Genomic DNA, 19,959 nt, shown 5'->3' on the forward strand with positions numbered 1-19,959 from the left:
AAGGGGGCCGGGCGCGTATACCCCGGGGCGGCAAAACGCCCCTGAAACGAAATCGAAAACCACGGAAACGTGACGAGAGAACGATGACGACGAGCACCTCGTGGGTGGTCTTGAAGTTTGGCGGCACCAGTGTGTCGAGTCGGGAGCGCTGGGAGACGATCTTAAGCGTGGTTCGGGAGCGTCTGGATGAGGCGCCGGATCGCCGGGTGATGGTCGTCTGCTCCGCGCTCAGCGGGGTGACCAACCTGCTCGAAGAGGTGATTGCGCGTGCCCCCGAGGGCAATCATCATGATCTGCTCGAGCAGGTCGAGGCCCGCCACACCGAGTTGGCTGACACGCTGGGGGTGGACGCCAGCACCCTTCTCGAGGAGGAGCTCCTCACCCTGGCGCGACTCGCCCTGGGAGCCTCATTGGTCAAAGAAGTCAGTCCCCGGATTTATGCGCAGATCCTGGCGTTGGGAGAGCTGATGTCGACCCGGTTGGGGGCGGCCTTTATGGCCCGCCAGATGACGGAGAGCACCTGGGCCGACGCCCGCACCATGCTGCGCGCCGTCGAAGAGCCCAACGCCCCGCTGCGTCGCCGCTACATCTCGGCGGCCTGCGAGGGCGGGGTCGATGAGGTGCTGCAGGCGCGTCTGTCCGCCGATGCGGCGCGCGTGGTGATCACCCAGGGCTTCATCGCCGGCAATGATGCCGGGGAGACGGTGCTGCTGGGGCGTGGCGGCAGCGACACCTCGGCGGCGTATCTGGCTGCGCGCCTGCGCGCCGAGCGTCTGGAGATCTGGACGGATGTGCCCGGGATGTTCTCGGCCAATCCCCGTCAGGTACCCACCGCGCGGCTGCTGCGACGGCTGGACTATGCCGAGGCCCAGGAGCTGGCGACGATGGGCGCCCGGGTGCTGCATCCGCGCTGCCTGGCACCGGTGCGCGAACATAACATTCCACTGCATATTCGCTGCACGCCTTCACCGGAGCAGGATGGTACGGTGATCGCGGCTCAGGCCACCGGGCAAGGACCGCAGGTCAAGGCTGTGTCGGCCAAGTCCGGCGTCACCGTCATCTCGATGGAGACCCTGGGAATGTGGCAGCAGGTCGGGTTTCTGGCAGACGTCTTTGCGGTGTTTAAGTCGCACGGTCTCTCGATTGATATGGTGGCGACCTCGGAGGCCGAAGTCAGCGTGACGCTCGATCCGATGGCCAACGCGCTGGAGCCGGCCACGCTGGAGCGGCTGCATGCCGACCTCAACGAGCTGTGTCGCGCACGTGTGGTGGAGGGATGCGCGGTGGTCAGTCTGGTTGGCCGTCGGGTGCGTTCCATCCTCAGTCAGCTCGCCCCGGCGCTCAAGGTTTTTGAGGAACAGCAGATCTATCTCGTGTCGCAGTCGGCCAGCGACCTCAACCTGAGCTTTGTCGTCGATGAAGCGCAGGCTGAGCGCCTCGTCGGCAAACTCCATCAACTTCTCTTCGGGGAGCAGGGGCCGGACCAGGTCTTCGGAGCGAGCTGGGAAGAACTCAGCGGGCGAGTGCTGCCGCAGCTTCCTTTTGAGGACGCGTGGTGGCGAGAGCGCCGCACTGAACTTCTGAAGATCGCCGAAGGTGGCGCAGCTTACGCCTACAACCTCGATGTGGTTGAAGCGCAGGCCGATCGACTTAAGGCGATGGGGGCGGTCGACCGCGTCTTCTTTGCGATCAAGGCCAATCCTAACCCCGAGATCCTGCGTTCGCTGGAGGCGCGAGGTGTGGGCTTTGAGTGCGTCTCGCCAGGGGAGGTGGCGCATGTGCGAACGCTCTTTCCGAAGATTGCGCCCGGTCGCCTGCTCTTTACCCCGAACTTCGCGCCCCGCGAGGAGTACGCGTTGGGCTTTGAGGCCGGGGCGATGGTCACCCTCGACAACCTTCACCCGCTGGAGGCCTGGCCGGAGCTCTTTGAGGGGCGAGAGGTGCTTGTGCGCGTCGATCCCGGGCAGGGGGCCGGGCATCATCGCTATGTGCGCACTGCCGGCCCGAAGTCGAAGTTCGGTGTGAGCGTGGAGGAGCTTCCGCGTCTGTCTGAGCTCGCCGCGGCGGCCAACCTCAGGGTGGTGGGGCTGCACGCTCATGTGGGAAGCGGCGTGCGACGCGCGGGCACCTGGTCGTCGACGGCGGTGTTTCTGGAGCAATGTCGCGGGTTCTTCCCCGAGGTGCGCTGGCTCAACCTCGGCGGTGGACTCGGGGTGCCGGAGCGCGCCGGACAGCAGGCGCTCGATCTGCACGCGGTCAACGCGTCGCTGGAGGCCTTTAAGGCAGCGCACCCCGAGCTGGAGTTGTGGCTGGAGCCGGGGCGTTTTCTGGTCTCGGAGGCCGGCGTGCTGCTCGCGCGTGTCACGCAGCTGAAGACCAAGGGAGCCTACCACTACGTGGGCGTGGAGACGGGCATGAACACGCTGATTCGGCCGGCGCTCTACGGGGCGTATCACGCCATCGTCAACCTCACGCGCCACGCGCAGGCGCCCGAGATCGAGGCTGAGATCGTCGGCCCCATCTGTGAGAGCGGCGATGTGCTGGGACATGCGCGCTGGCTGCCGGTGTGTGAGGAGGGCGATGTGTTGCTGGTGGCCAACTGCGGCTCGTACGGTCGGGCCATGAGTTCGCGCTATAACCTGCGCGAGCCCGCCCGCGAGGTTGTGCTGGGCGCACCTGAGTCGGAGCAATGAGACTCAAAAAAGGGCAAACGCTCAATGAATACAGGCCGCCGGGCAGGTGCGTGGGAGGTTGCGCTGGAAGCGCAGATGATCTTCAAAGACCTCCTCACCCCAAACGCCCGCGCGCTCAAAGGGCCAGCTGAGCGGGGCGGCGCAGAGGTCGTCGATCACAAAGGGCTCCCCGCGCCAGGTGCCTTCGAGGTAGAAGGGACGCACTTCGTCTCTGCACCAGTTGCGGCGCATCTGGCGCACCTGGGTGGTGTTCCAGAGCTGGTCGAGGACCTTGTTTTCGTATTCGACGATGAAGCCGGGCTCGCGAAAGTAGACGCGGTCGACGCGAATGTACTCCTCGCGCAGCCGCCAGCGCTCGGGCATCACAAGGTGATTCCAGCAGCCCTGGTCGATGCGCAGGTTACTGACCATGGCAGCGGTATGTTGAAAGCGAAGCCCCAGGTAGGGGGTGAGCGCGTGGATGAGGTAGAGCGCCACAGCCAGGGTGGCCAGACGGCGTGCCGTCCGGGAGGTGGGTTGGCCCGCATGCGTCGTGCGCCAGAGATGGCGAGGTGAGAGGGGCGTGAGCGCCACCCAGATGAGAAGTCCCCATAGAAGTGCCTCCCGCGGAAGCATCGTCCAGTCGTCGGAGCCGCCGTGCATCCAGGTGGTGAGCGCCGTCATGGTCAGGGCGGCACCGATGATGAGGGGGCCAAAGCGCCGACCACGCTCGGCGAAGCTACGAAGATCCGCAGTGGTCAAAAAGGCGGCGTGACCGATGAGCATCACAAAGGCAAAGGCCGGCGCCATCGTCAGCGTCAGAGGGATATGAAAGAGCAGCGCGATCACAAGTGCCGCCTTGCGTCTCCCGGCCACATAGAGAAGGGCAATGCCCAGCTCGGCGGCGATGACCACGGCCGGTGCCAGCTCGCGAAGCAGCAAGCCGCCCGGGAGGTCGGTCAGACTCAGGTTCAGATAGCCTGCAAGCTTGTCGACGCCATAGGACGCGCAGCTCAGCGTAGGGTCGATGAAGTCGCGGTTGAGCTTATGAAATGCGCTCATCGCGTACACCGCCACGGTCAGCCCGCGGACAAAATGAAAGAATGCGTCGGTGAGTTCCGACTCGGACGTCGGCGTGGGTGTAGGGCTGAGCACGTCGGTATCGAAGGCGGCCGGATTGTGTGCGTCCGGGCGGCGCGCGGCGCGCCATCCTCCCAGAGCGCAGAGAAGCAGCGCGGCTGTCGCGATGAGCATCAGCAACAAGGATTGGTTGAGATGATCGCGCCCCATCAGAAGAGGCAGCGCTTTGCCCAGCGCACAACTCGCCCACGGGATAAGAGAGGGAGAAAAGGGTAGCGCGAGGATGCCCAGCAGGAAGAGGGCGTTGCCCGCGAGCCATTCGGGGATCCAGGCATCGGCCAGCCAGAGGTGGCAGAGCCCGGCGAGGCTAAAGAGCAGCGCCATCAAGCGAAAGGGAGGGCCCTGAGGGTGCCAGCTCAACACGATGTTCAAGGGGGTTTGAAACATGGCGGAAATACCCGCGTGACTCGGATGTTGGCCCCGGGGACGGAGATGTTCAGAGCAACCCGTGCGCTCGGAATTTGCCAGAGGTTGAGATGGCGCGCACGTTGGACTGGCGAAAGTCTTTCAAGGGCGCGTGAATCATGCTAAGGAACGCGCCAACACTGGCAGCGGGCTCATACCCCCTCATCGGTCGGTGGCGCGCAAGGTTTGCGCGGCGGAGGTGAACGGCCGAACCCTCGGAGTTGTTTCCATGATACCACTGAAAAAAGCCCTGAATTCGTCGATCGGGCGCAAGTTCGTCATGTCGATCTCAGGCATCGCGCTTGTGCTTTTTGTGATCGTGCACCTGCTTGGCAACCTGACTCTCTATGTGCCCGATGGCGGAGAGGCGTTTAACATTTACGCTTCGAAGTTCGAGCTGCTCGGGCCCTTTCTCTATGTGATTGAGATGGGGCTTCTGGGCGTGATCGCGTTGCACATCATCTGGGGTGTGACCACGACCGTGCGCAACAAGCGCGCTCGGGGCAACAATTACGACGCCGGGGGGGTAACCAAGGGCGGGCCGAGTAACCTCAACCCGGCTTCGCGCAACATGATCATCACGGGCTCGATCCTGGGCATCTTCCTGGTGGTGCACGTCTGGCACTTCCGCATTCAGAAGATGTTTATGGACGCCACGATGATCATCGATGGCAAGGAGCATACCGACCTCTACAGCCTGGTGGCGGGCTCGTTCCAGAACCCGCTGTGGGTGGCGTTCTACGTTGTTGCGATGCTCTTTCTGGGCTTCCACCTGCGTCACGGTTTCTGGAGCGCGTTCCAGTCGCTGGGTGCGATGAAGCCGCAGTGGTCGAAGGGCATCTACGCCGTGGGGCTTGCGATCGCGGTGGTGCTTGCGGTCGGGTTCCTGGGGATTCCGGTCTATCTGTACATTATTGGAGGTTGATATGACGACGTTAGACTCACGTGTTCCCGAAGGGCCCCTGGCCGAGAAGTGGAGCAAGCGGCTGCACGACATGAAGCTCGTGGCGCCGAACAACAAGCGCAAGCAAAAGGTCATCGTCGTCGGTACCGGTCTGGCCGGTGCGTCGGCCGCGGCCTCTCTTGGCGAGCTGGGCTACCATGTTGACGCGTTCTGCATCACCGATTCGCCGCGTCGTGCCCACTCGATCGCCGCGCAGGGCGGGATTAACGCCGCCAAGAACTACCCCAACGATGGCGACAGCGTCTGGCGGCTTTTCTACGACACGATCAAAGGTGGTGACTTCCGCAGCCGCGAGGCCAACGTGCATCGCCTGGCCGAGGTCAGTACGGCGATCATCGACCAGGCTGTGGCCCAGGGCGTGCCCTTTGCCCGCGACTACGGCGGAGAGCTGGCCAACCGCTCCTTCGGGGGCGCTCAGGTCTCGCGTACCTTTTACGCGCGCGGCCAGACCGGCCAGCAGCTTCTGCTGGGGGCCTATCAGGCGTTGATGCGCCAGGTCGACAACAAGACCGTCACGATGTACCCGCGCCGTGAAATGCTCGACCTTGTGGTGGTCGATGGTAAGGCGCGCGGCATCATTACGCGCAACCTTGTGACCGGTGAGCTTGAGCGTCATCAGGCGGACGCCGTGGTGCTCTGCACCGGTGGCTACGGCCGGGTCTACTTCCTGTCGACCAACGCCTTTAACTCCAACGGCACGGCTGCCTGGCGCTGCTATAAGCGGGGCGCGCACTTTGCCAACCCCTGCTACGTGCAGATTCACCCGACCTGCATTCCGCAGTCGGGCGACTACCAGTCGAAGCTCACGCTGATGAGTGAGAGTCTTCGTAACGACGGTCGCGTCTGGGTTCCCAAAGATAAAGCCGACGTCAAGACCCCTCCCAGCCAGATTCCCGACGAGCGTCGCGACTACTACCTGGAGCGCAAGTACCCGAGCTTCGGCAACCTGGTGCCGCGCGACGTGGCCTCGCGAAACGCCAAGTACGTCTGCGATGAAGGCCGTGGCGTGGGTGCCACCGGGCGCGCGGTCTATCTGGACTTCCGCGACGCGATCAAGAATCAGGGTCGCGACGCCATCGCCGATAAGTACGGCAACCTCTTCCACATGTACGAGAAGATCACTGGCGAGAACCCCTACGAGGTGCCGATGCGCATCTACCCGGCGGTGCACTACACCATGGGTGGATTGTGGGTCGATTACGAGCTGATGAGCACCATCCCCGGGCTCTTCGTGGCCGGGGAGGCCAACTTCTCTGACCACGGCGCCAACCGCCTGGGCGCAAGCGCACTGATGCAGGGTCTGGCCGATGGCTACTTCGTGGTGCCCTTCTCGGTGGGGAACTACCTGGCGCAGAACAAGGTTGAGGCGGTCAGCACCGACCACGCCGACTTCAAGCGCACCGAAGACGAAGTCACCGCGCACCTGCAGAAAATGCTCGACGTCGGCGCGAAGGGAAATCGTACGGTGATTGAGATCTACCGTGACCTTGGCGAGATCATGTACGACCAGGTCGGCATGAGCCGCACGCCCGAGGGGCTGAAAGAGGCCATCACCAAGATCAAGAAGCTGCAAAACGACTTCTGGACCGACGTGAAGATCCCCGGCAGCGGCGACGAGTTCAACAAGATGCTCGAAGTTGCCGGCCGACTGGCCGACTTCCTGGAGCTGGCCGAGCTGATGGCGCGCGACGCGCTCCACCGCGATGAGTCCTGCGGCGGGCACTTCCGCGAAGATCACCAGACGCCTGAGGGTGAAGCCCGTCGTGACGACGAGAACTTCTGCTACGTGGCGGCCTGGGCGTTCAAGGAGGCCGGAGAGCCCGAGCTGATCAAAGAGCCCCTTGAGTTTGAAAATGTGGAGCTGAGCACGCGCAGCTACAAATAAGTCGTCAGGCGGCAGAGCTCGCCAGCTCATTCGGCCTATGCGCCGAGGAGCTGGCCGGGCTGAAGGCCCATCAGCGCTGAAGATGCGCAGCAAGGAGTAACCATGCACGACGAGACGATGAACGTACACCTGAAGGTGTGGAGACAGGCTGGCCCTGAGAGTGAAGGGCGCTTTGAGTCGTACTCCACCGAGGTGAATCCCCATATGTCCTTTTTGGAGATGCTTGATGTGGTCAATGAAGACCTTATCAAGAAGGGGGAGATGCCCATTGAGTTTGATAACGACTGCCGCGAGGGCATCTGCGGCACCTGCGGGTGCGTGGTCAACGGCCAGGCCCACGGTCTGGAGCGGGGCACCACGGTGTGCCAGCTGCACATGCGCAGCTTCCGCGATGGCGAGACGATCGTCATTGAGCCCTGGCGCGCCGAGGCCTTCCCGGTGATTCGCGACCTGGTGGTCGATCGCGGCGCGTTCGACCGCATCATCGCTGCCGGTGGTTACGTGTCGGTTAACACCGGCCCGAAGCCGGACGCCAACGCTGTGAAGATCGGCAAAGATCTCTCCGACCGTGCTTTTGATGCGGCGGCTTGCATCGGGTGCGGCGCCTGCGTGGCAGCCTGCCCCAACGCCTCGGCCTCGCTCTTCACCGGTGCCAAGGTCACCCAGCTTGCGCTGATGCCGCAGGGCGCGCCCGAGCGTGGTCGTCGCGTGCGCGCGATGGTCGACCAGATGGATGCCGAAGGCTTTGGCAACTGCTCGAACATCGGGGAGTGCGAGGCGGCCTGCCCGAAGGAGATCTCGCTCGACAACATCGCGACGATGAAGCGTGAGTACCTGCGCGCGATGTTCACCGACCATTGATCGGGGTGCGCCGGGTGAGGGTTGATTTCATCCGGACGCGTGCTTGAACGAAAAAACCGCCGGCGTCAGCCGGCGGTTTTTTTTGTGTTCGGGAGCTGACCGTGGGACGCGAGAGGTTGAGTGCTGGCGCGGGTTTCAGGTGACCGTGGGTCAGGTTTTGGGCTGACCGTGGGTCAGTGAAGATCGAGTGTGATGGCGTCTGTAAAAAGGGCGCTCGGAGCGGGGTGGGAGCGGTGCCAGGCCACCAGCGAAAAATCGCCGCCGCCGGCGCCGGAGGGTTTGACGAGGGCCCCGAGGGTTCGGGCCTGCTCGCGAAGCCGGCGGTGGGCAGGCGTGGTGATCGGGAGGTCGCAGATGTCACCCAGGCGCTCCATCCCCTGGTCGGCCTGAGCGAGGGCATCGAGCCAGAGTGCGGTGTCATCGCTGAGGCAGGCGTCGAGAGCGCGCTCGGCCTGATGGCCGAGTGCTTGCAAGGTCGAGGCGACCGCCTCGAAGTCCTTATGCCATGCGGCTGTCAGCCCCTTGATAAATGAGACCGATGAGGCTGGTTCGCCGGTCCAGACCGCGGTGAGTTTGAGGTCGGAGGGAAGCTGAAGAGCGGGAAGGATGGCGGCGTCGGCGATGTGCGCCTCACCTTCGCGACCCTGAAGATCGCGGGGGAGGAGATCGACGGGGGCGGGCAGCGATGAGGTGGTCAGGCGATAGGCGATGGTGCCACCGAAGGCGCTCGAGGCCACGTCAGCGCCGCTGCCGCGGCCGCCCTGAAGTGCGCGATGGGCACGATGGGCGACGTCAAAGGTTTGGGCCGGCGAGAGGTGGGGGGCCAGCGCTTTGATGATGGCCACGGTGGAGGCGGCGGAGGAGCCCAGCCCGAGCTTCTGGCCGCCCTCGTAGAGGTCGCCTACGTCGAGGGTGAGCTCACGGAGAACGTCGGCATCGGTGGGTAGATGGAGCGCGGAGAGGGCGGCGCAGGGCAGGGCGAGTGAGGAGGAGAGGTCGGCGCCGACGACACGGTAGGCGTGCTGGCCCGGCGTGAGGCTGGCGGTGACGCGGCGCTTGGTGGCGTGAACGAGGGCGCGGGCGCCGCCGAGGACGGCGTATTCGCCGAAAAGAAAGAGTTTGGCGGGGGCCGATACAGCGGGCGCAGGCATGGACAGTCGTCGGGAGGGAGGTCTGTTGAAATGCCCGCGCCGCGCATCCGGCGAGGAGGTCGCTCGGAGCGCGGCGTGGGGTGAAGAGCGTCGTCAGAGTCGCCTGGTGAGGCGATGATGCGCGGACTTCGGGGTATCAGTCGCTCTCATTGGCCATGGCCTCTTCTGGCACGTTGTCGGGGAAGAACTCGAAGGCCAGCGCGTTGTCCTTGACGCCGATCTGAGCCTCCCCGCCTTCTTGCAACGCTCCGAAGAGGATCTCCTCGGCCAGGGGCTGCTTGATATGCTCCTGGATGATTCGGGCCAGGGGGCGGGCTCCCAGTTTTTCATCGTAGCCACGGCTGGCCAGCCAGGCGCGGGCGTCGTCGTCGAGGGTGACACGGACGTTGCGATCGCTGAGTTGGAACTCCAGCTCGTCGATGAACTTGTCGACCACGCGCATGATCACGCTCTGGGGCAGAGGCTTAAAGACGATGACTCCATCGAGGCGGTTTCGAAACTCGGGAGAGAAGGTCTTCTCCAGCGCTTTGCTGCTGCGCGAGAGGTCGAAGCGTTGGTTAAAGCCCACCACGTTCTGGACCATCTCATGGGCCCCGGCGTTGGAGGTCATGATCAAGATCACGTTGCGGAAGTCGGCTTCGCGGCCGTTATTGTCGGTGAGTTTGGCGTTATCCATCACCTGCAAGAGCACGTTGAAGATGTCGGGGTGGGCCTTTTCGATCTCGTCGAGCAGGAGCACCGCATGCGGTGTCTTGCGGATGGCCTCGGTGAGCAGGCCGCCCTGGTCATAGCCGACGTAGCCGGGAGGCGCGCCGATGAGGCGGCTGACGGCGTGGCGCTCCATGTATTCGCTCATGTCGAAGCGGATAAAGCCGATGCCCAGGGCCTGCGCCAGCTGCCGAGCAACCTCGGTCTTACCCACGCCGGTGGGGCCGGCGAAGACGAAGTTGCCCACGGGTTTGTCGGGGCGGGTAAGTCCGGCGCGGTTCATCTTGACGGCGGTGACCACCGCGTCGATGGCGTCGTCCTGACCGTAGACCGTCTCTTTGAGCGAGGCGCGCAGCTGATGGAGGCGATCCTTCTCGCTGCCCTGAACCTTGAGCTGGGGGATACGGGCGATCTTGGCGACGACATCTTCGATGTGGTCGGCGTCGATGGTGTTGGAGGCCAGCTCGGCGCGGCGGATGCGATGGCGCGCGCCGGCTTCATCGATCACGTCGATGGCCTTATCGGGCAGCGCGCGCTCGGTGATATGCTTGGCGGCCAGATCGGCGGCCATGTCGATGGCCTCATCGGTATAGACCACATCGTGGAAGGCCTCGTAATGGCGTTTGAGCCCGCGCAAGATCTCGCGGGTCTCCTCGATGGTGGGCTCGACGATGTCGATCTTCTGGAAGCGGCGGGCCAGGGCGCGATCGCGGTCAAAGCTCTTGCGGAACTCCTCGTGGGTGGTGGAGCCGATGCAGCGCAGAGAGCCGTCGCCCAGCGCCGGCTTGAGGATGTTGGAGGCGTCCATCGTTGAGCCGCTTGTGGCGCCGGCACCGACGATGGTGTGGATCTCGTCGATGAAAAGGATGGCGTTTTTGCGTTTTTGCAACGCCTTGATCACCGCCTTGAGGCGCTGCTCAAACTGGCCGCGGAATTTGGTGCCGGCCAGAAGGCCGCCCAGGTCCAGCGACCAGATCTCGGCGTCTTCGAGCACCGAGGGCACCTGGCCGTGGGCGATGCGCCGGGCCAGCCCCTCGGCCACCGCGGTTTTGCCCACGCCCGGGTCGCCGACGAAGACCGGGTTGTTTTTGCGGCGTCGGCAGAGAACCTGGACGGTGCGTTCGATCTCGGAATCGCGACCGATCAGCGGGTCGATGCGGCCCTTCTTCGCCCGCTCGACCAGGTTGGTGCAGTAGCTCTCCAGCGGGTTCTGGACCCCGTCGGTGTCTTCCTCCTCGTCGATGCGCGGAGAGGAGGCATCGTCCCAGTCGGGCTCCTCATCAAAGGAGTCGCCGCTGCGCTCGTCTTCGTCCAGGCGGCTGACGCCGTGGCTGATGTAGGAGACGACATCGAGGCGGCTGACATTCTGGTTTTCCAGAAAGAAGACCGCGTGGCTATCCGGCTCGCTGAAGAGGGCGACGAGCACGTTGCCGCCGTTGACCTCGGTCTGGCCGGAGGAGCGCACGTGCATGATCGCGCGTTGCATCACCCGCTGAAAGGCCACCGTCTGCACCGGCTCGGCGCTGATATCGGCCGGCAGGCGGTCGAGGTTCTCTTCGAGAAAGCCGTCGAGATCGCGTGTAAGCCGGTCCACATCGGCGCCCACATGGCGAAGGATGCGGCGGGTGGTCTCGTCGTAGCATAAGACGTAGAGCAGGTGCTCTAAGGTGAGGTACTCGTGGCGGCGCTGCTTGGCCTCACGGACCGCCGCGAAGAGGGCGATTTCGAGATCTTTTTGAATCATGACCTAAGGCTCCGGCGAGAGGACCGCAAAGGGGTAGAGGATGGTCTCTAAGGCGCAGCACACTCCGCCTTAATGATGATAAGGGACGGCTAAACACAGCGACAGCGTGGGCTTGGTAAAGGCTACTCCGGCTCCATGGTGACCATCAGCGGATGCCCCTGGCGTCGGGCCAGGGCGATGGTCGTCTCCAGCTTGGTCTCGGCAACCTCTCGGGGGTAGATGCCTGCGACGCCACTGCCGTGGTTGTGCACACGCAACATGATCTGGGCGCTCTCGGCGGGGCTTTTGTGAAAGACCTGTTCCAGAATCTCAACGACAAACTCCATGGTGGTGTAGTTGTCGTTATGAAAGATCACCTTGAAGAGCCGGGGTTTTTTGAGCCGGGTTTTCTTCTCGGTAACAACATCATGATCCCAATCGTGCTGACTCAATTGCTTACTCCCATGCATGCCAGGGTGTGCGCTGAGGGGCTAAAAACCTGGCGACAAAAGCCACAGCGGTCAGAAAGCTCATCAGGACACCTTCGGGTCGACGACGTCGCACGTCGTGTGCGCCACGTTCAGGATGCGCGAGCTGCGGGCGCACCGGGGCGGGTGTGAAGGTTCGTTTCCTCCCCGATCCTGTCTTGTCGTTGGCGTCGCTGGCCCTTACTTACAAAGCTAAGCGCCGTTGCCACGACTGAAAGGCCGGAGCGACCCTAAAGACGCACCTACTCGGCTGACCTAACCAGGTGGAGGTATCGATTATGCCGCAACAAGCTGTGCTGCCCTTTGACGACCCTTTTGAGTGGTTCGACGCCTGGTTTGACCAGGCCCGCCAGAGCACGATGATCGAGCCCACGGCGATGAGCCTGGCGACGGTTGACGCCGACGGGCAGCCTTCGCTGCGCATTGTGTTGCTCAAGGGAGTCGACCGCAAGGGCTTTGTCTTCTACACCAACCTGCAGAGCAGGAAGGGGCGCGAGCTGCTTGTTGAGCCGCGCTGCGCGCTGACCTTCTTCTGGCCTCAGCTCGGGCGCCAGGTGCGCGTGGAGGGTGTCGCGCAGGCGGTCGAAGACGCTGAGGCTGACGCCTACTTCGCCAGCCGCTCCCGGGAAAGCCAGCTGGGAGCCTGGGCTTCGCAGCAGAGCCGCGAGCTGGCCTCGCGCGCCGCGCTCGAAGCGGCACTCGCCGAGGTCACTGCCCGCTTTGAGGGCCAACCGGTGACTCGCCCCCCGCACTGGTCGGGGATGCGGGTGGTACCCACGCGCATCGAGTTCTGGCAGGCCGGAGACGCGCGCCTTCACGATCGCTGGGAGTTTGTGCGCGGCGAGCCCGAGATGCCCTTTGAATGCCACCGGCTCTTTCCTTAAGCGTCGGCGTCGGCGTTGACCCGAGCCCGGGGGGACGTTAGGTTTGGCGCGTTCTTCACCATGATGCCGCGCATGCTGCGTTCTCCCTCTTTGAGGCAGGATGTTGGCGACGCGGTGTGGACCTTGAACATACGAGAGCCGGGCAGCCCGGAGGGCGATGATGAGTCAGATGCAATCGAAGGGAAGTTACATGAAAGAAGCCGTCTCGCTTCTGGGCGCGACGGTGCCACTTCTGGGGCTGAATGCGGCGGTTTATGCCGGATTCTTTCTGGTGGCGGTGATCTGGTTTGCGATCTGGGGGGCGATCGCCTTCTTTGTGTCCAAGCTGGTGCCGATCGCCGGGGTGATCTGCGTCATCTTTGCGATGGGGGCCGGCGGATTTGCCTGGCGCATGGCGCGGCGCTACCTGCTCTACATGGTCAAGGGCGCGCATATCGCGGCGATGACCGAGGTGCTGCTGGGCCGAGATGTGCCCAAAGGCCCCGGCCAGATCCAGTACGCCCGCGACATTGTCACCACATACTTTAAAGACGTCTCGGTACTCTTCGGGCTCGACGCGTTGATCAATGGCACGGTCAAAGCGTTTACCAATACGTTCGTGCGCATCATCAACTTCATCCCGCTGCCCGGCGACTTCCGAAAGCTCATTCGCATCGTGCAGGGGATCATCAACCGCTCGCTCTCGTATGTGGACGAAGCGATCCTGAGTTATGCCATCGCGCAGCGTGAGGAGAACGTCTGGAACAGCGCGCGCCATGGCATCGTGCTCTACGGCCAGAGTTATAAGCCGATCCTCTTTACGACGCTCAAAGCCTGGCTTCTGGGCAAGGTCTTCGGGGGGATCTTCTTTATTATGATCATCGTGCCCGGCCTGTTCATCTCCAGCCTGCTGGGGCCGGAGTGGGAGTCGATCGCTTTTATGATCGCTCTGGTGCTGGCGGTGGTCGGCGGACGCCTGCTGGAGCTGGCGTTTTATGAGCCCTTCGCGCTGGCGTACACGATCGTGACCTACCACCGTGAGATCGCCGGCAAGCAGCCCGATCCGGAGTGGGACCGGAAGTTGCAGAGCGCCAGTGAGGCGTTCCGCAACCTCATCGGCAAGGCCAAAGAAGCCGGGCTTAAGGCTGGCGACCAGGTCTCGCTTCCCGCGCCGGCGCCTGCTACGGCGCCCGCCGGCATGCAGCAGCCCGCCGACCCGCAGAAGACCAACCCCCCGGGCGGCGCCAACTGGTGAGGTCCCAGAGGCCTTCTTTCAGCCTCAGTGCCGCCAGGCTGAGCTCGATTTTGAGCCTGCGAGAGCGCTGAGCGCACCAGGGGCATCAGCAAAGGGCGCGCGCGGAATGCGAGGCGCCCTTTGCCCGTTGTTAGGCCGCTTCGAGTGGTGTAACCCAGAGCCATCTTCAAACACGGCGCTCGGCTGCGGGCCGGCGCCGAACTTCGCGCCCATCCTTACCCTTGCGCGCCGCGCCGCCTCCCGTGGCCGCGGCGCTCAGCCCAGGAGATTGTATGAAACCCCTTAAGCGCATCTTTGTGGTCGGCGGTGAGCTGTCGACCTTTATCGGTAAAGGCCACCCGGACTTTGTGTGGAAGAAGCACCCGGACTTCGGCAAGCGCGAGAACCCCTCCCTGGAAGACTACCTGAGCCAGGCCATCAACGGCGCGCTGGAGAAGACGGGCGTGGACGCCGAAGCCATCGACCGCGGCTTTGTCGGTAACTTCGCCGGCGAGCTCTTCAACTCTCAGGGGCACCTGGGCGCGATGGCCGTGCGTGCCAATGAGAAGCTGGTGGGCAAGCCCTTTACCCGTCTGGAAGGCGCGTGCGCCTCCGGAGGCCTGGCGATCCTCTCGGCAATGGACGCGCTCCACGCCGGGAGCGACGTGGTCATGGCTGTGGGCGCTGAGGTTCAGACCACGGTCAGCGCCCGCGAAGGCGCCGGTTATCTGGCGCGCGCCTCGCACTGGGAGGAGGAGCGCTCCATCGATGAGTTTACCTTCCCGGCGATGTTTGCTCGCCGCGCCAAGCACTACAAAGAAGCGTTCGGCGTGACCGACGAAGACATCGCGCATGTCACGGTCAAAGCCTACGAGAACGCCAACAAGAACCCCAAAGCCCACATGAGCAAGGTGAGCTGGGATCTGGAGAGCGCCTCGACGCCCGGCGACCGCAACCCGGCGTTTCTGGGCAACGAGGAACTCAAGCCCCACCTCAAGGTCTCGGATTGCTCGCAGGTCAGCGACGGCGGCGCCGCGGTGATCCTGGCAACCGAAGAAGGTCTGAAAAAGCTGGGCAAGAAGCCCGAAGACTGCATCGAGGTGCTGGCGTACGCCCAGGCGACAAGCCCGCTGGGGCAGGTCAAAGATTATACCGTGCTTGACAACACGAAGATGGCCGCTGACCAGGTCTACGCCGACGCCGGGATCACCCCGGAGCAGGTGCAGGTTGCCGAGGTCCACGACTGCTTCGCGGTCACCGAGCTCCTGATGTACGAAGCGCTCGGCTTTGCCGAGAAGGGCAAAGGCGCCGAGCTCGCCCGCGCCGGGGAGACCGGCCTTACGGGCAAGATTCCGGTGAACACCGGCGGTGGTCTGCTGGCGTTCGGCCATCCGGTAGGTGCCACGGGCGTGAAGCAGCTTCTGGAGATCTACCGCCAGATGAAAGGGCAGTGCGGCGACTACCAGCTTGCTGAGCGCCCGGAGATCGGCCTGACGGCAAATATGGGCGGCGACGACCGCACGACGGTGTGCATCGCCCTTAAGGATGTGCGCTAAGACGGTGTTTTGATTGTCTGAAGATCAAAAAGCCCCGATGTCTCAGGACATCGGGGCTTTTTTGGCTCTGTCGATGCGAGCATCGCAGGTTGCCGTCCGCAGGTGGTGGCGAGCTCAGTGCTGGCGCGCGCGCCAGCCGGCGATCAGGCGCTCGGCGTGGGCGCGGGCGCCGGGGGTGTCGACGTCTTGCCAGAGGCGCGGGCCGATGTCCCAGAAGCCAAAGGTGGCGTCGGCGTGCAGCGCGCGCACCGCGTCAGAGGTGGAGCAGTCGCCGCGGCGCTCGCGGGCGTCGAGGAGTGCGTTGACAAAGCCTTTATCGCACCAGAAAAGCCCGGCATCGACCGCGTCAAAACGCGTGAGTTCTTTGCCGATGGCGAAGTCTCCGGCGTCCATCGCCAGCTTGGTGGCGTCGGGCATATCGAAGATCGTCTCAAGTTTGCGGTCGATCATCAGCGCGCCCTGCCAGGCTGAGGGCCGCTCGGCATCAAAGGTGCGCAGGTCGTCGAAGAGGGCGGGCTCAAAGAGGTGGTCGCTCATCGTAAGCCAGAAGGGGCCCGGCACCGCGGCGTCTCGGAGTGCGGCGGCGCCCACCAGCACCGAGGAGCCATTCTGGCCCTCATAATTCGGGTTGAAGGCGCAGTGAACGCGCATACCTTCGGGCAACTCAATGCTTTGAAGTGCGTTTTCCAGGCCCTGATGCGCATAGCCGGTGACGACGACCACATCCGTCACGCCCAGCTGATTCAGGCCGGCCAGGTGGTGGTCGATCATGGGTCGGCCGCCTACCTCCGCCAGCAGTTTGTAGCCCTCCTCGGCGTTGAGGCGGCTGCCAAAGCCTGCAGCTAGAATGACGGCGGCGCGGGTGGACTGGGGCATGGCGTACTCAACAGGCACAGGGAATCGTAAGAGGGGGCGGATTTGTTTTGCCAGCCGCAGGCGTTACTATGATGGCGAGTCGCGATCAACCCGACACATGACGATCCGAGAAGAGACTATGAACGAACAAACCCGAAAGCCTTCGCTCCTGGCGGAAGTCGCCCTGTGGTTTGCCGCCAGCGTCATGATGATCGGTGTGGGGGTGATGGGACTTCATGCCCTTATGAAGACGGAGGTCCCCGCGCCGGCCGCCGATCTGGGTTACGCGCTGGTGGCTGCGCTGCTTACCCTGACCTGGGGAAGCTGGGCGGCGTTGATCTGGAGCAAGCGGCGCCTGACACGAACCCTGATGGGGCTGAGCGTGCTGGTGCCGGGTCTTGGGATGGCGCTGGTGGGCTTCTGGGCCTTTGTCCATATGCCGGAACTCTTCAAGGTGTGGCGACCGGGCTTGCTGGTGATTGGCGTGCATGGGGTGGGGGCAGCGCTCTTTAGCGCGGTGATGCTGGGCCAGCCGGCGATGCGCGGACGGCGAGATGAGACCTCCGATCGGGCGCTTCGTGCCCGCGAGCTTGCCGCCGGATGGCTGCTCTATCCGCTCTTGACCTTTGGTTGCGGCGCGGCGATTGCGATGAGCGTGGTGGGGTGGACCAGCCTGGGCACCATCTCGGAGATGTTGACCAGTCCGGCGCGCTGGATCGCCGCGGCGATGGGGCTGACGATGGTTACCACGGTGATTCCCGCATCGGCGGCGATCCTGTGTCGACGTGTGGCGCGTGCGCTGCGCCTCACCTGAAGACAATCGCGGGGGCGGGGGCTTCCGGGGCATCGCGGGGGTGATTGCCACTGGCGGTCAGGGCTGAGGCCGCGTTATAGTGCTCGCCTTGCTGGCTTGATGTGGGGGAAGTTAGCCGAGGGGATCACAACGACGTTCAGCGCGAGAAGTCAGGCTTATGACGAGGACCATTCAGCGAACGCCAGTGGCATTACAGGGGGATGGACGAGGAAGCGGTTTGGGGCAAGAACCCACCGACCTTCAGCAGGACACCGGGGGAGAACGCGCCCCCTACAAAGTGCTCATCGTCGACGATGAGACCCATATCCTCAAAGCCGTCCAGCGCCTTTTTCTGGGGCAGGGCTACCAGGTGCTTACCGCGCCCAGCGGTGCCGATGCCGTGGAGCTCTTTCGCGAGCACGACATCGCGCTGATCATCAGCGATCAGCGTATGCCCGGCTTGAGCGGAGCCGCGTTGCTCAATTACGTGCGTAAGAAGTCACCCTATACGGTGCGTATTATGCTCACCGGCAACAACGATGTTGCCACGGCCATTGAGGCGATCAATCAGGGGGAGGTCTTTCGCTTTATCACCAAGCCCTGGGACCACGACGAGTTTTTGAAGATCGTCGGACTGGCGATTGAGCATCACGAGCTTTTGATCTCGAAGGTGCGCTACGAAGAGCATATTCGCAGTCAAAACAAGAAACTCAGCGTGCTTAACGCCGAGCTCAGCGATCTCAATGAAGACCTGGAGCGTCGCGTCGAGGAGCGTACCCGCGAGGTGGTCAGCCGTCAGGAGGAGATCGAGCACCTCTACCGCGAGCTGCAGGGGAGCTTCGATGCGACGATCAAAGCGCTGGTCTCCATTATGGAACTTGGCGAGGTGCACGTCATTGAGCACTGCCAGCGCACCGCCGAGCGCGTGCGCATGTTCTGTGAGCTGCTGGAGCTTCCCGAAGAGCAGTGCAAAGAGATCGAGCGGGCCACGCTCCTGCACTGGATAGGTCTTATCAACGCGCCGCCCCGGGTCTTTGAGAAGCCGGGAGAAGAGCTCGACGAAGAGGCCCGGGCCAGCTGGGAGTTTCATACGGTGCTCGGTCAGCAGGCGATTCACCATGTGCCCGCCCTGCGGGAGCCGGGGAGGATGATCCTGCATTACCTGCGTCGCCATGACGACCCGACCTTTGGTGCCGAACAGGTCGATCCGGCCACCGGTCAGGTGTACGGGGAGGCCTTTGTGCGCGGGTGTCAGATTCTGGGCATCTGCAGCACCTTTGAGCGCGTGCGTACTGGCCTTCGTGGCAGCGAGCGCAACGAGGTGGCCGGCGCGGTGGAGCGAGGTTTACGACTTCTCAAAGAGGGTGCGGCCGACGGTGCTTTTGACCCGGCGCTGGTGCGGCGTTTTGACGAGATGGTGGCCCGGGAGATGGCGACCGCGCGCACCCGTGAGGTCGTGGTGCGCTTTGATGAGCTTCGTCCGGGCATGGTGCTCGCGCGTCCACTTGAGACCGCGCAGGGCATCCCGGTGGCGCCCCGCGATATGATCATTACCGATGAGCTTATCGCGCGCCTGGGGCGTTTTCAGGAGTCCAACGGGCTCAATGAAATCAGGGTCTGGGGTTGAGCGCCGGCCTGCTACTTCGAGGTCTTGGCGAGGTCGGCTCCAGGAATGGTCCGGAGGGGGAAGCCGGTTGTGGCCATGCGGGCCGCCCGGCCCCCCTGTCAGCTCTGAGGAGGACTCGCCCCGATGGATTTGACCTTTAAGATCGTACGTCGCTTACTTCGCGACGACGATGTGGCCTTTAGCCGCAACCGCAATTTTGAGGCCTACCAGGATCCCCGGGTCAAGCGGGCGCTGCGTCTCTACCGGCATCTTCGCAGCCTGGAGCGCGATCTGCTTCGGCTGGGCCAGCCCGGTCAGGTGCGCCTGGAGGCGGTAGAGCGGCAGGGGGAGCAGGTGGTGGTGCGTCTGGAGTTTTTAGAGCAGCGCGGCAAGCGCGTCAGCTACCTGAGCGCCGAGGAGTGGGGGCTGCTCCTGGAAAGCGAGCGGGTCTGCGCTATACTGTCGGACCTATTGGAGAAGGCCCCCGCGGCGGTGCGCCGCGCGTTGGGACGCGAGCATCAAGGGCGTCCTGACACGGCGGAGGTCGACGATGCGACGAGGTGAAGTGATGCGATGGCAAGCAGTATGGATGGTGGCGGTGAGTCTGGCGTGGGTGTTGAGCGGTTGCGCGAGTGCACCCGGAGTGCCGGGGGCTGATCCGATGCCCCAGGGCCGCAGTTACTCCGGGCTGTGGTACTCCCAGCAGTTCGAACACATGTACCTGGAGCAGGTCGGCGATCGCGTCACCGGCGTCTACTCCTACGGAAGTGGCGGCACGATTGAGGGGGAACTCAACGGCAACCGCCTGCTCTTCGACTGGGAGGAGCCCGGCGACCGAAGCCAGGCCCGTGCGAGCATGCGTGGACAGGGCTACTTCCTGCTCGTGGACGACGCTTCGACGGTGCGACTCGAAGGGGAGTGGGGCTATGGCGAGGATCGCCGTGGCAAGGGCCCCTGGACCGCCGAGTACATCCGGGAACTCGAAGCGGATGACCCGGCCACCGTGCAGCATATTCGCCAGGTGCATTAAGACGCGGCGCCTCCCCGCTGGCGCG

The 19,959-nt window shown here is 63.8% G+C and carries 16 protein-coding genes; 11 read left to right on the forward strand and 5 right to left on the reverse strand.

The window, feature by feature from the left end; all coding sequences use genetic code 11:
• Nucleotides 1-83 precede the first annotated feature (83 nt).
• Complete coding sequence (locus EA187_RS13980) at nt 84-2,693, forward strand: bifunctional aspartate kinase/diaminopimelate decarboxylase (protein ID WP_127780667.1); 2,610 nt, start codon at nt 84-86, stop codon at nt 2,691-2,693.
• A gap of 21 nt (nt 2,694-2,714) precedes the next feature.
• On the opposite strand, the gene EA187_RS13985 is transcribed toward EA187_RS13980, so the two are convergent.
• The gene (locus tag EA187_RS13985; RefSeq protein ID WP_127780668.1) at nt 2,715-4,199 is read right to left on the reverse strand and encodes a cation:proton antiporter; all 1,485 of its coding nucleotides are present in this window, start codon (nt 4,197-4,199) and stop codon (nt 2,715-2,717) included.
• Nucleotides 4,200-4,446: 247 nt separating this feature from the next.
• Here EA187_RS13985 and EA187_RS13990 point away from each other — a divergent pair, with 247 nt between their 5' ends.
• From EA187_RS13990 to EA187_RS14000, 3 genes are all read left to right on the forward strand, one after another.
• Nucleotides 4,447-5,142, forward strand: a complete 696-nt coding sequence (locus EA187_RS13990; RefSeq protein WP_127780669.1) for a succinate dehydrogenase cytochrome b subunit — start codon at nt 4,447-4,449, stop codon at nt 5,140-5,142.
• A gap of 1 nt (nt 5,143) precedes the next feature.
• Nucleotides 5,144-7,066, forward strand: a complete 1,923-nt coding sequence (locus EA187_RS13995; RefSeq protein WP_127780670.1) for a fumarate reductase/succinate dehydrogenase flavoprotein subunit — start codon at nt 5,144-5,146, stop codon at nt 7,064-7,066.
• A gap of 102 nt (nt 7,067-7,168) precedes the next feature.
• A complete protein-coding gene (locus tag EA187_RS14000; protein WP_241250201.1) occupies nt 7,169-7,927 on the forward strand; it encodes a succinate dehydrogenase/fumarate reductase iron-sulfur subunit in 759 nt (252 codons plus the stop codon).
• A 173-nt stretch (nt 7,928-8,100) separates the two neighbouring features.
• On the opposite strand, the gene EA187_RS14005 is transcribed toward EA187_RS14000, so the two are convergent.
• The 3 genes from EA187_RS14005 to EA187_RS14015 form a co-directional block, all read right to left on the reverse strand.
• Nucleotides 8,101-9,078 carry a mevalonate kinase family protein gene (locus EA187_RS14005; RefSeq protein WP_127780671.1) on the reverse strand — a complete coding sequence of 326 codons (978 nt, stop codon included), beginning with the start codon at nt 9,076-9,078 and terminating at the stop codon, nt 8,101-8,103.
• A 136-nt stretch (nt 9,079-9,214) separates the two neighbouring features.
• The gene (clpA, locus tag EA187_RS14010) at nt 9,215-11,530 is read right to left on the reverse strand and encodes an ATP-dependent Clp protease ATP-binding subunit ClpA (RefSeq protein ID WP_115606923.1); all 2,316 of its coding nucleotides are present in this window, start codon (nt 11,528-11,530) and stop codon (nt 9,215-9,217) included.
• A gap of 122 nt (nt 11,531-11,652) precedes the next feature.
• Complete coding sequence (locus tag EA187_RS14015) at nt 11,653-11,979, reverse strand: ATP-dependent Clp protease adaptor ClpS (RefSeq protein ID WP_115606921.1); 327 nt, start codon at nt 11,977-11,979, stop codon at nt 11,653-11,655.
• A 296-nt stretch (nt 11,980-12,275) separates the two neighbouring features.
• Here EA187_RS14015 and pdxH point away from each other — a divergent pair, with 296 nt between their 5' ends.
• From pdxH to EA187_RS14030, 3 genes are all read left to right on the forward strand, one after another.
• Nucleotides 12,276-12,881: a pyridoxamine 5'-phosphate oxidase gene (gene pdxH / locus EA187_RS14020; protein ID WP_127780672.1), complete on the forward strand. Its 606-nt coding sequence runs from the start codon at nt 12,276-12,278 to the stop codon at nt 12,879-12,881.
• A 160-nt stretch (nt 12,882-13,041) separates the two neighbouring features.
• Nucleotides 13,042-14,115 carry a hypothetical protein gene (locus EA187_RS14025; RefSeq protein WP_127780673.1) on the forward strand — a complete coding sequence of 358 codons (1,074 nt, stop codon included), beginning with the start codon at nt 13,042-13,044 and terminating at the stop codon, nt 14,113-14,115.
• A 272-nt stretch (nt 14,116-14,387) separates the two neighbouring features.
• On the forward strand, nt 14,388-15,650 hold the full coding sequence (locus EA187_RS14030; RefSeq protein ID WP_115606916.1) for a thiolase C-terminal domain-containing protein: 1,263 nt from the start codon (nt 14,388-14,390) through the stop codon (nt 15,648-15,650).
• Between the two features lie 114 nt (nt 15,651-15,764).
• On the opposite strand, the gene EA187_RS14035 is transcribed toward EA187_RS14030, so the two are convergent.
• The gene (locus EA187_RS14035) at nt 15,765-16,526 is read right to left on the reverse strand and encodes a phosphocholine cytidylyltransferase family protein (RefSeq protein WP_127780674.1); all 762 of its coding nucleotides are present in this window, start codon (nt 16,524-16,526) and stop codon (nt 15,765-15,767) included.
• Between the two features lie 118 nt (nt 16,527-16,644).
• On the opposite strand from EA187_RS14035, the gene EA187_RS14040 reads away from it, so the two are divergent.
• The 4 genes from EA187_RS14040 to EA187_RS14055 all read left to right on the forward strand — a co-directional run bounded on the left by EA187_RS14040 (nt 16,645) and on the right by EA187_RS14055 (nt 19,934).
• On the forward strand, nt 16,645-17,319 hold the full coding sequence (locus EA187_RS14040) for a hypothetical protein (RefSeq protein ID WP_115606912.1): 675 nt from the start codon (nt 16,645-16,647) through the stop codon (nt 17,317-17,319).
• 217 nt (nt 17,320-17,536) lie between these two features.
• On the forward strand, nt 17,537-18,925 hold the full coding sequence (locus tag EA187_RS14045) for a response regulator (protein WP_164856280.1): 1,389 nt from the start codon (nt 17,537-17,539) through the stop codon (nt 18,923-18,925).
• Nucleotides 18,926-19,048: 123 nt separating this feature from the next.
• Nucleotides 19,049-19,468, forward strand: a complete 420-nt coding sequence (locus EA187_RS14050) for a hypothetical protein (protein ID WP_115606909.1) — start codon at nt 19,049-19,051, stop codon at nt 19,466-19,468.
• A gap of 4 nt (nt 19,469-19,472) precedes the next feature.
• Entirely contained in the window at nt 19,473-19,934 is a 462-nt protein-coding gene (locus EA187_RS14055; RefSeq protein ID WP_127780676.1) for a hypothetical protein, read from the forward strand.
• Nucleotides 19,935-19,959 lie beyond the last annotated feature (25 nt).

Origin of the sequence: Lujinxingia sediminis (assembly GCF_004005565.1) — a bacterium.
Lineage (GTDB): Bacteria > Myxococcota_A > Bradymonadia > Bradymonadales > Bradymonadaceae > Lujinxingia > Lujinxingia sediminis.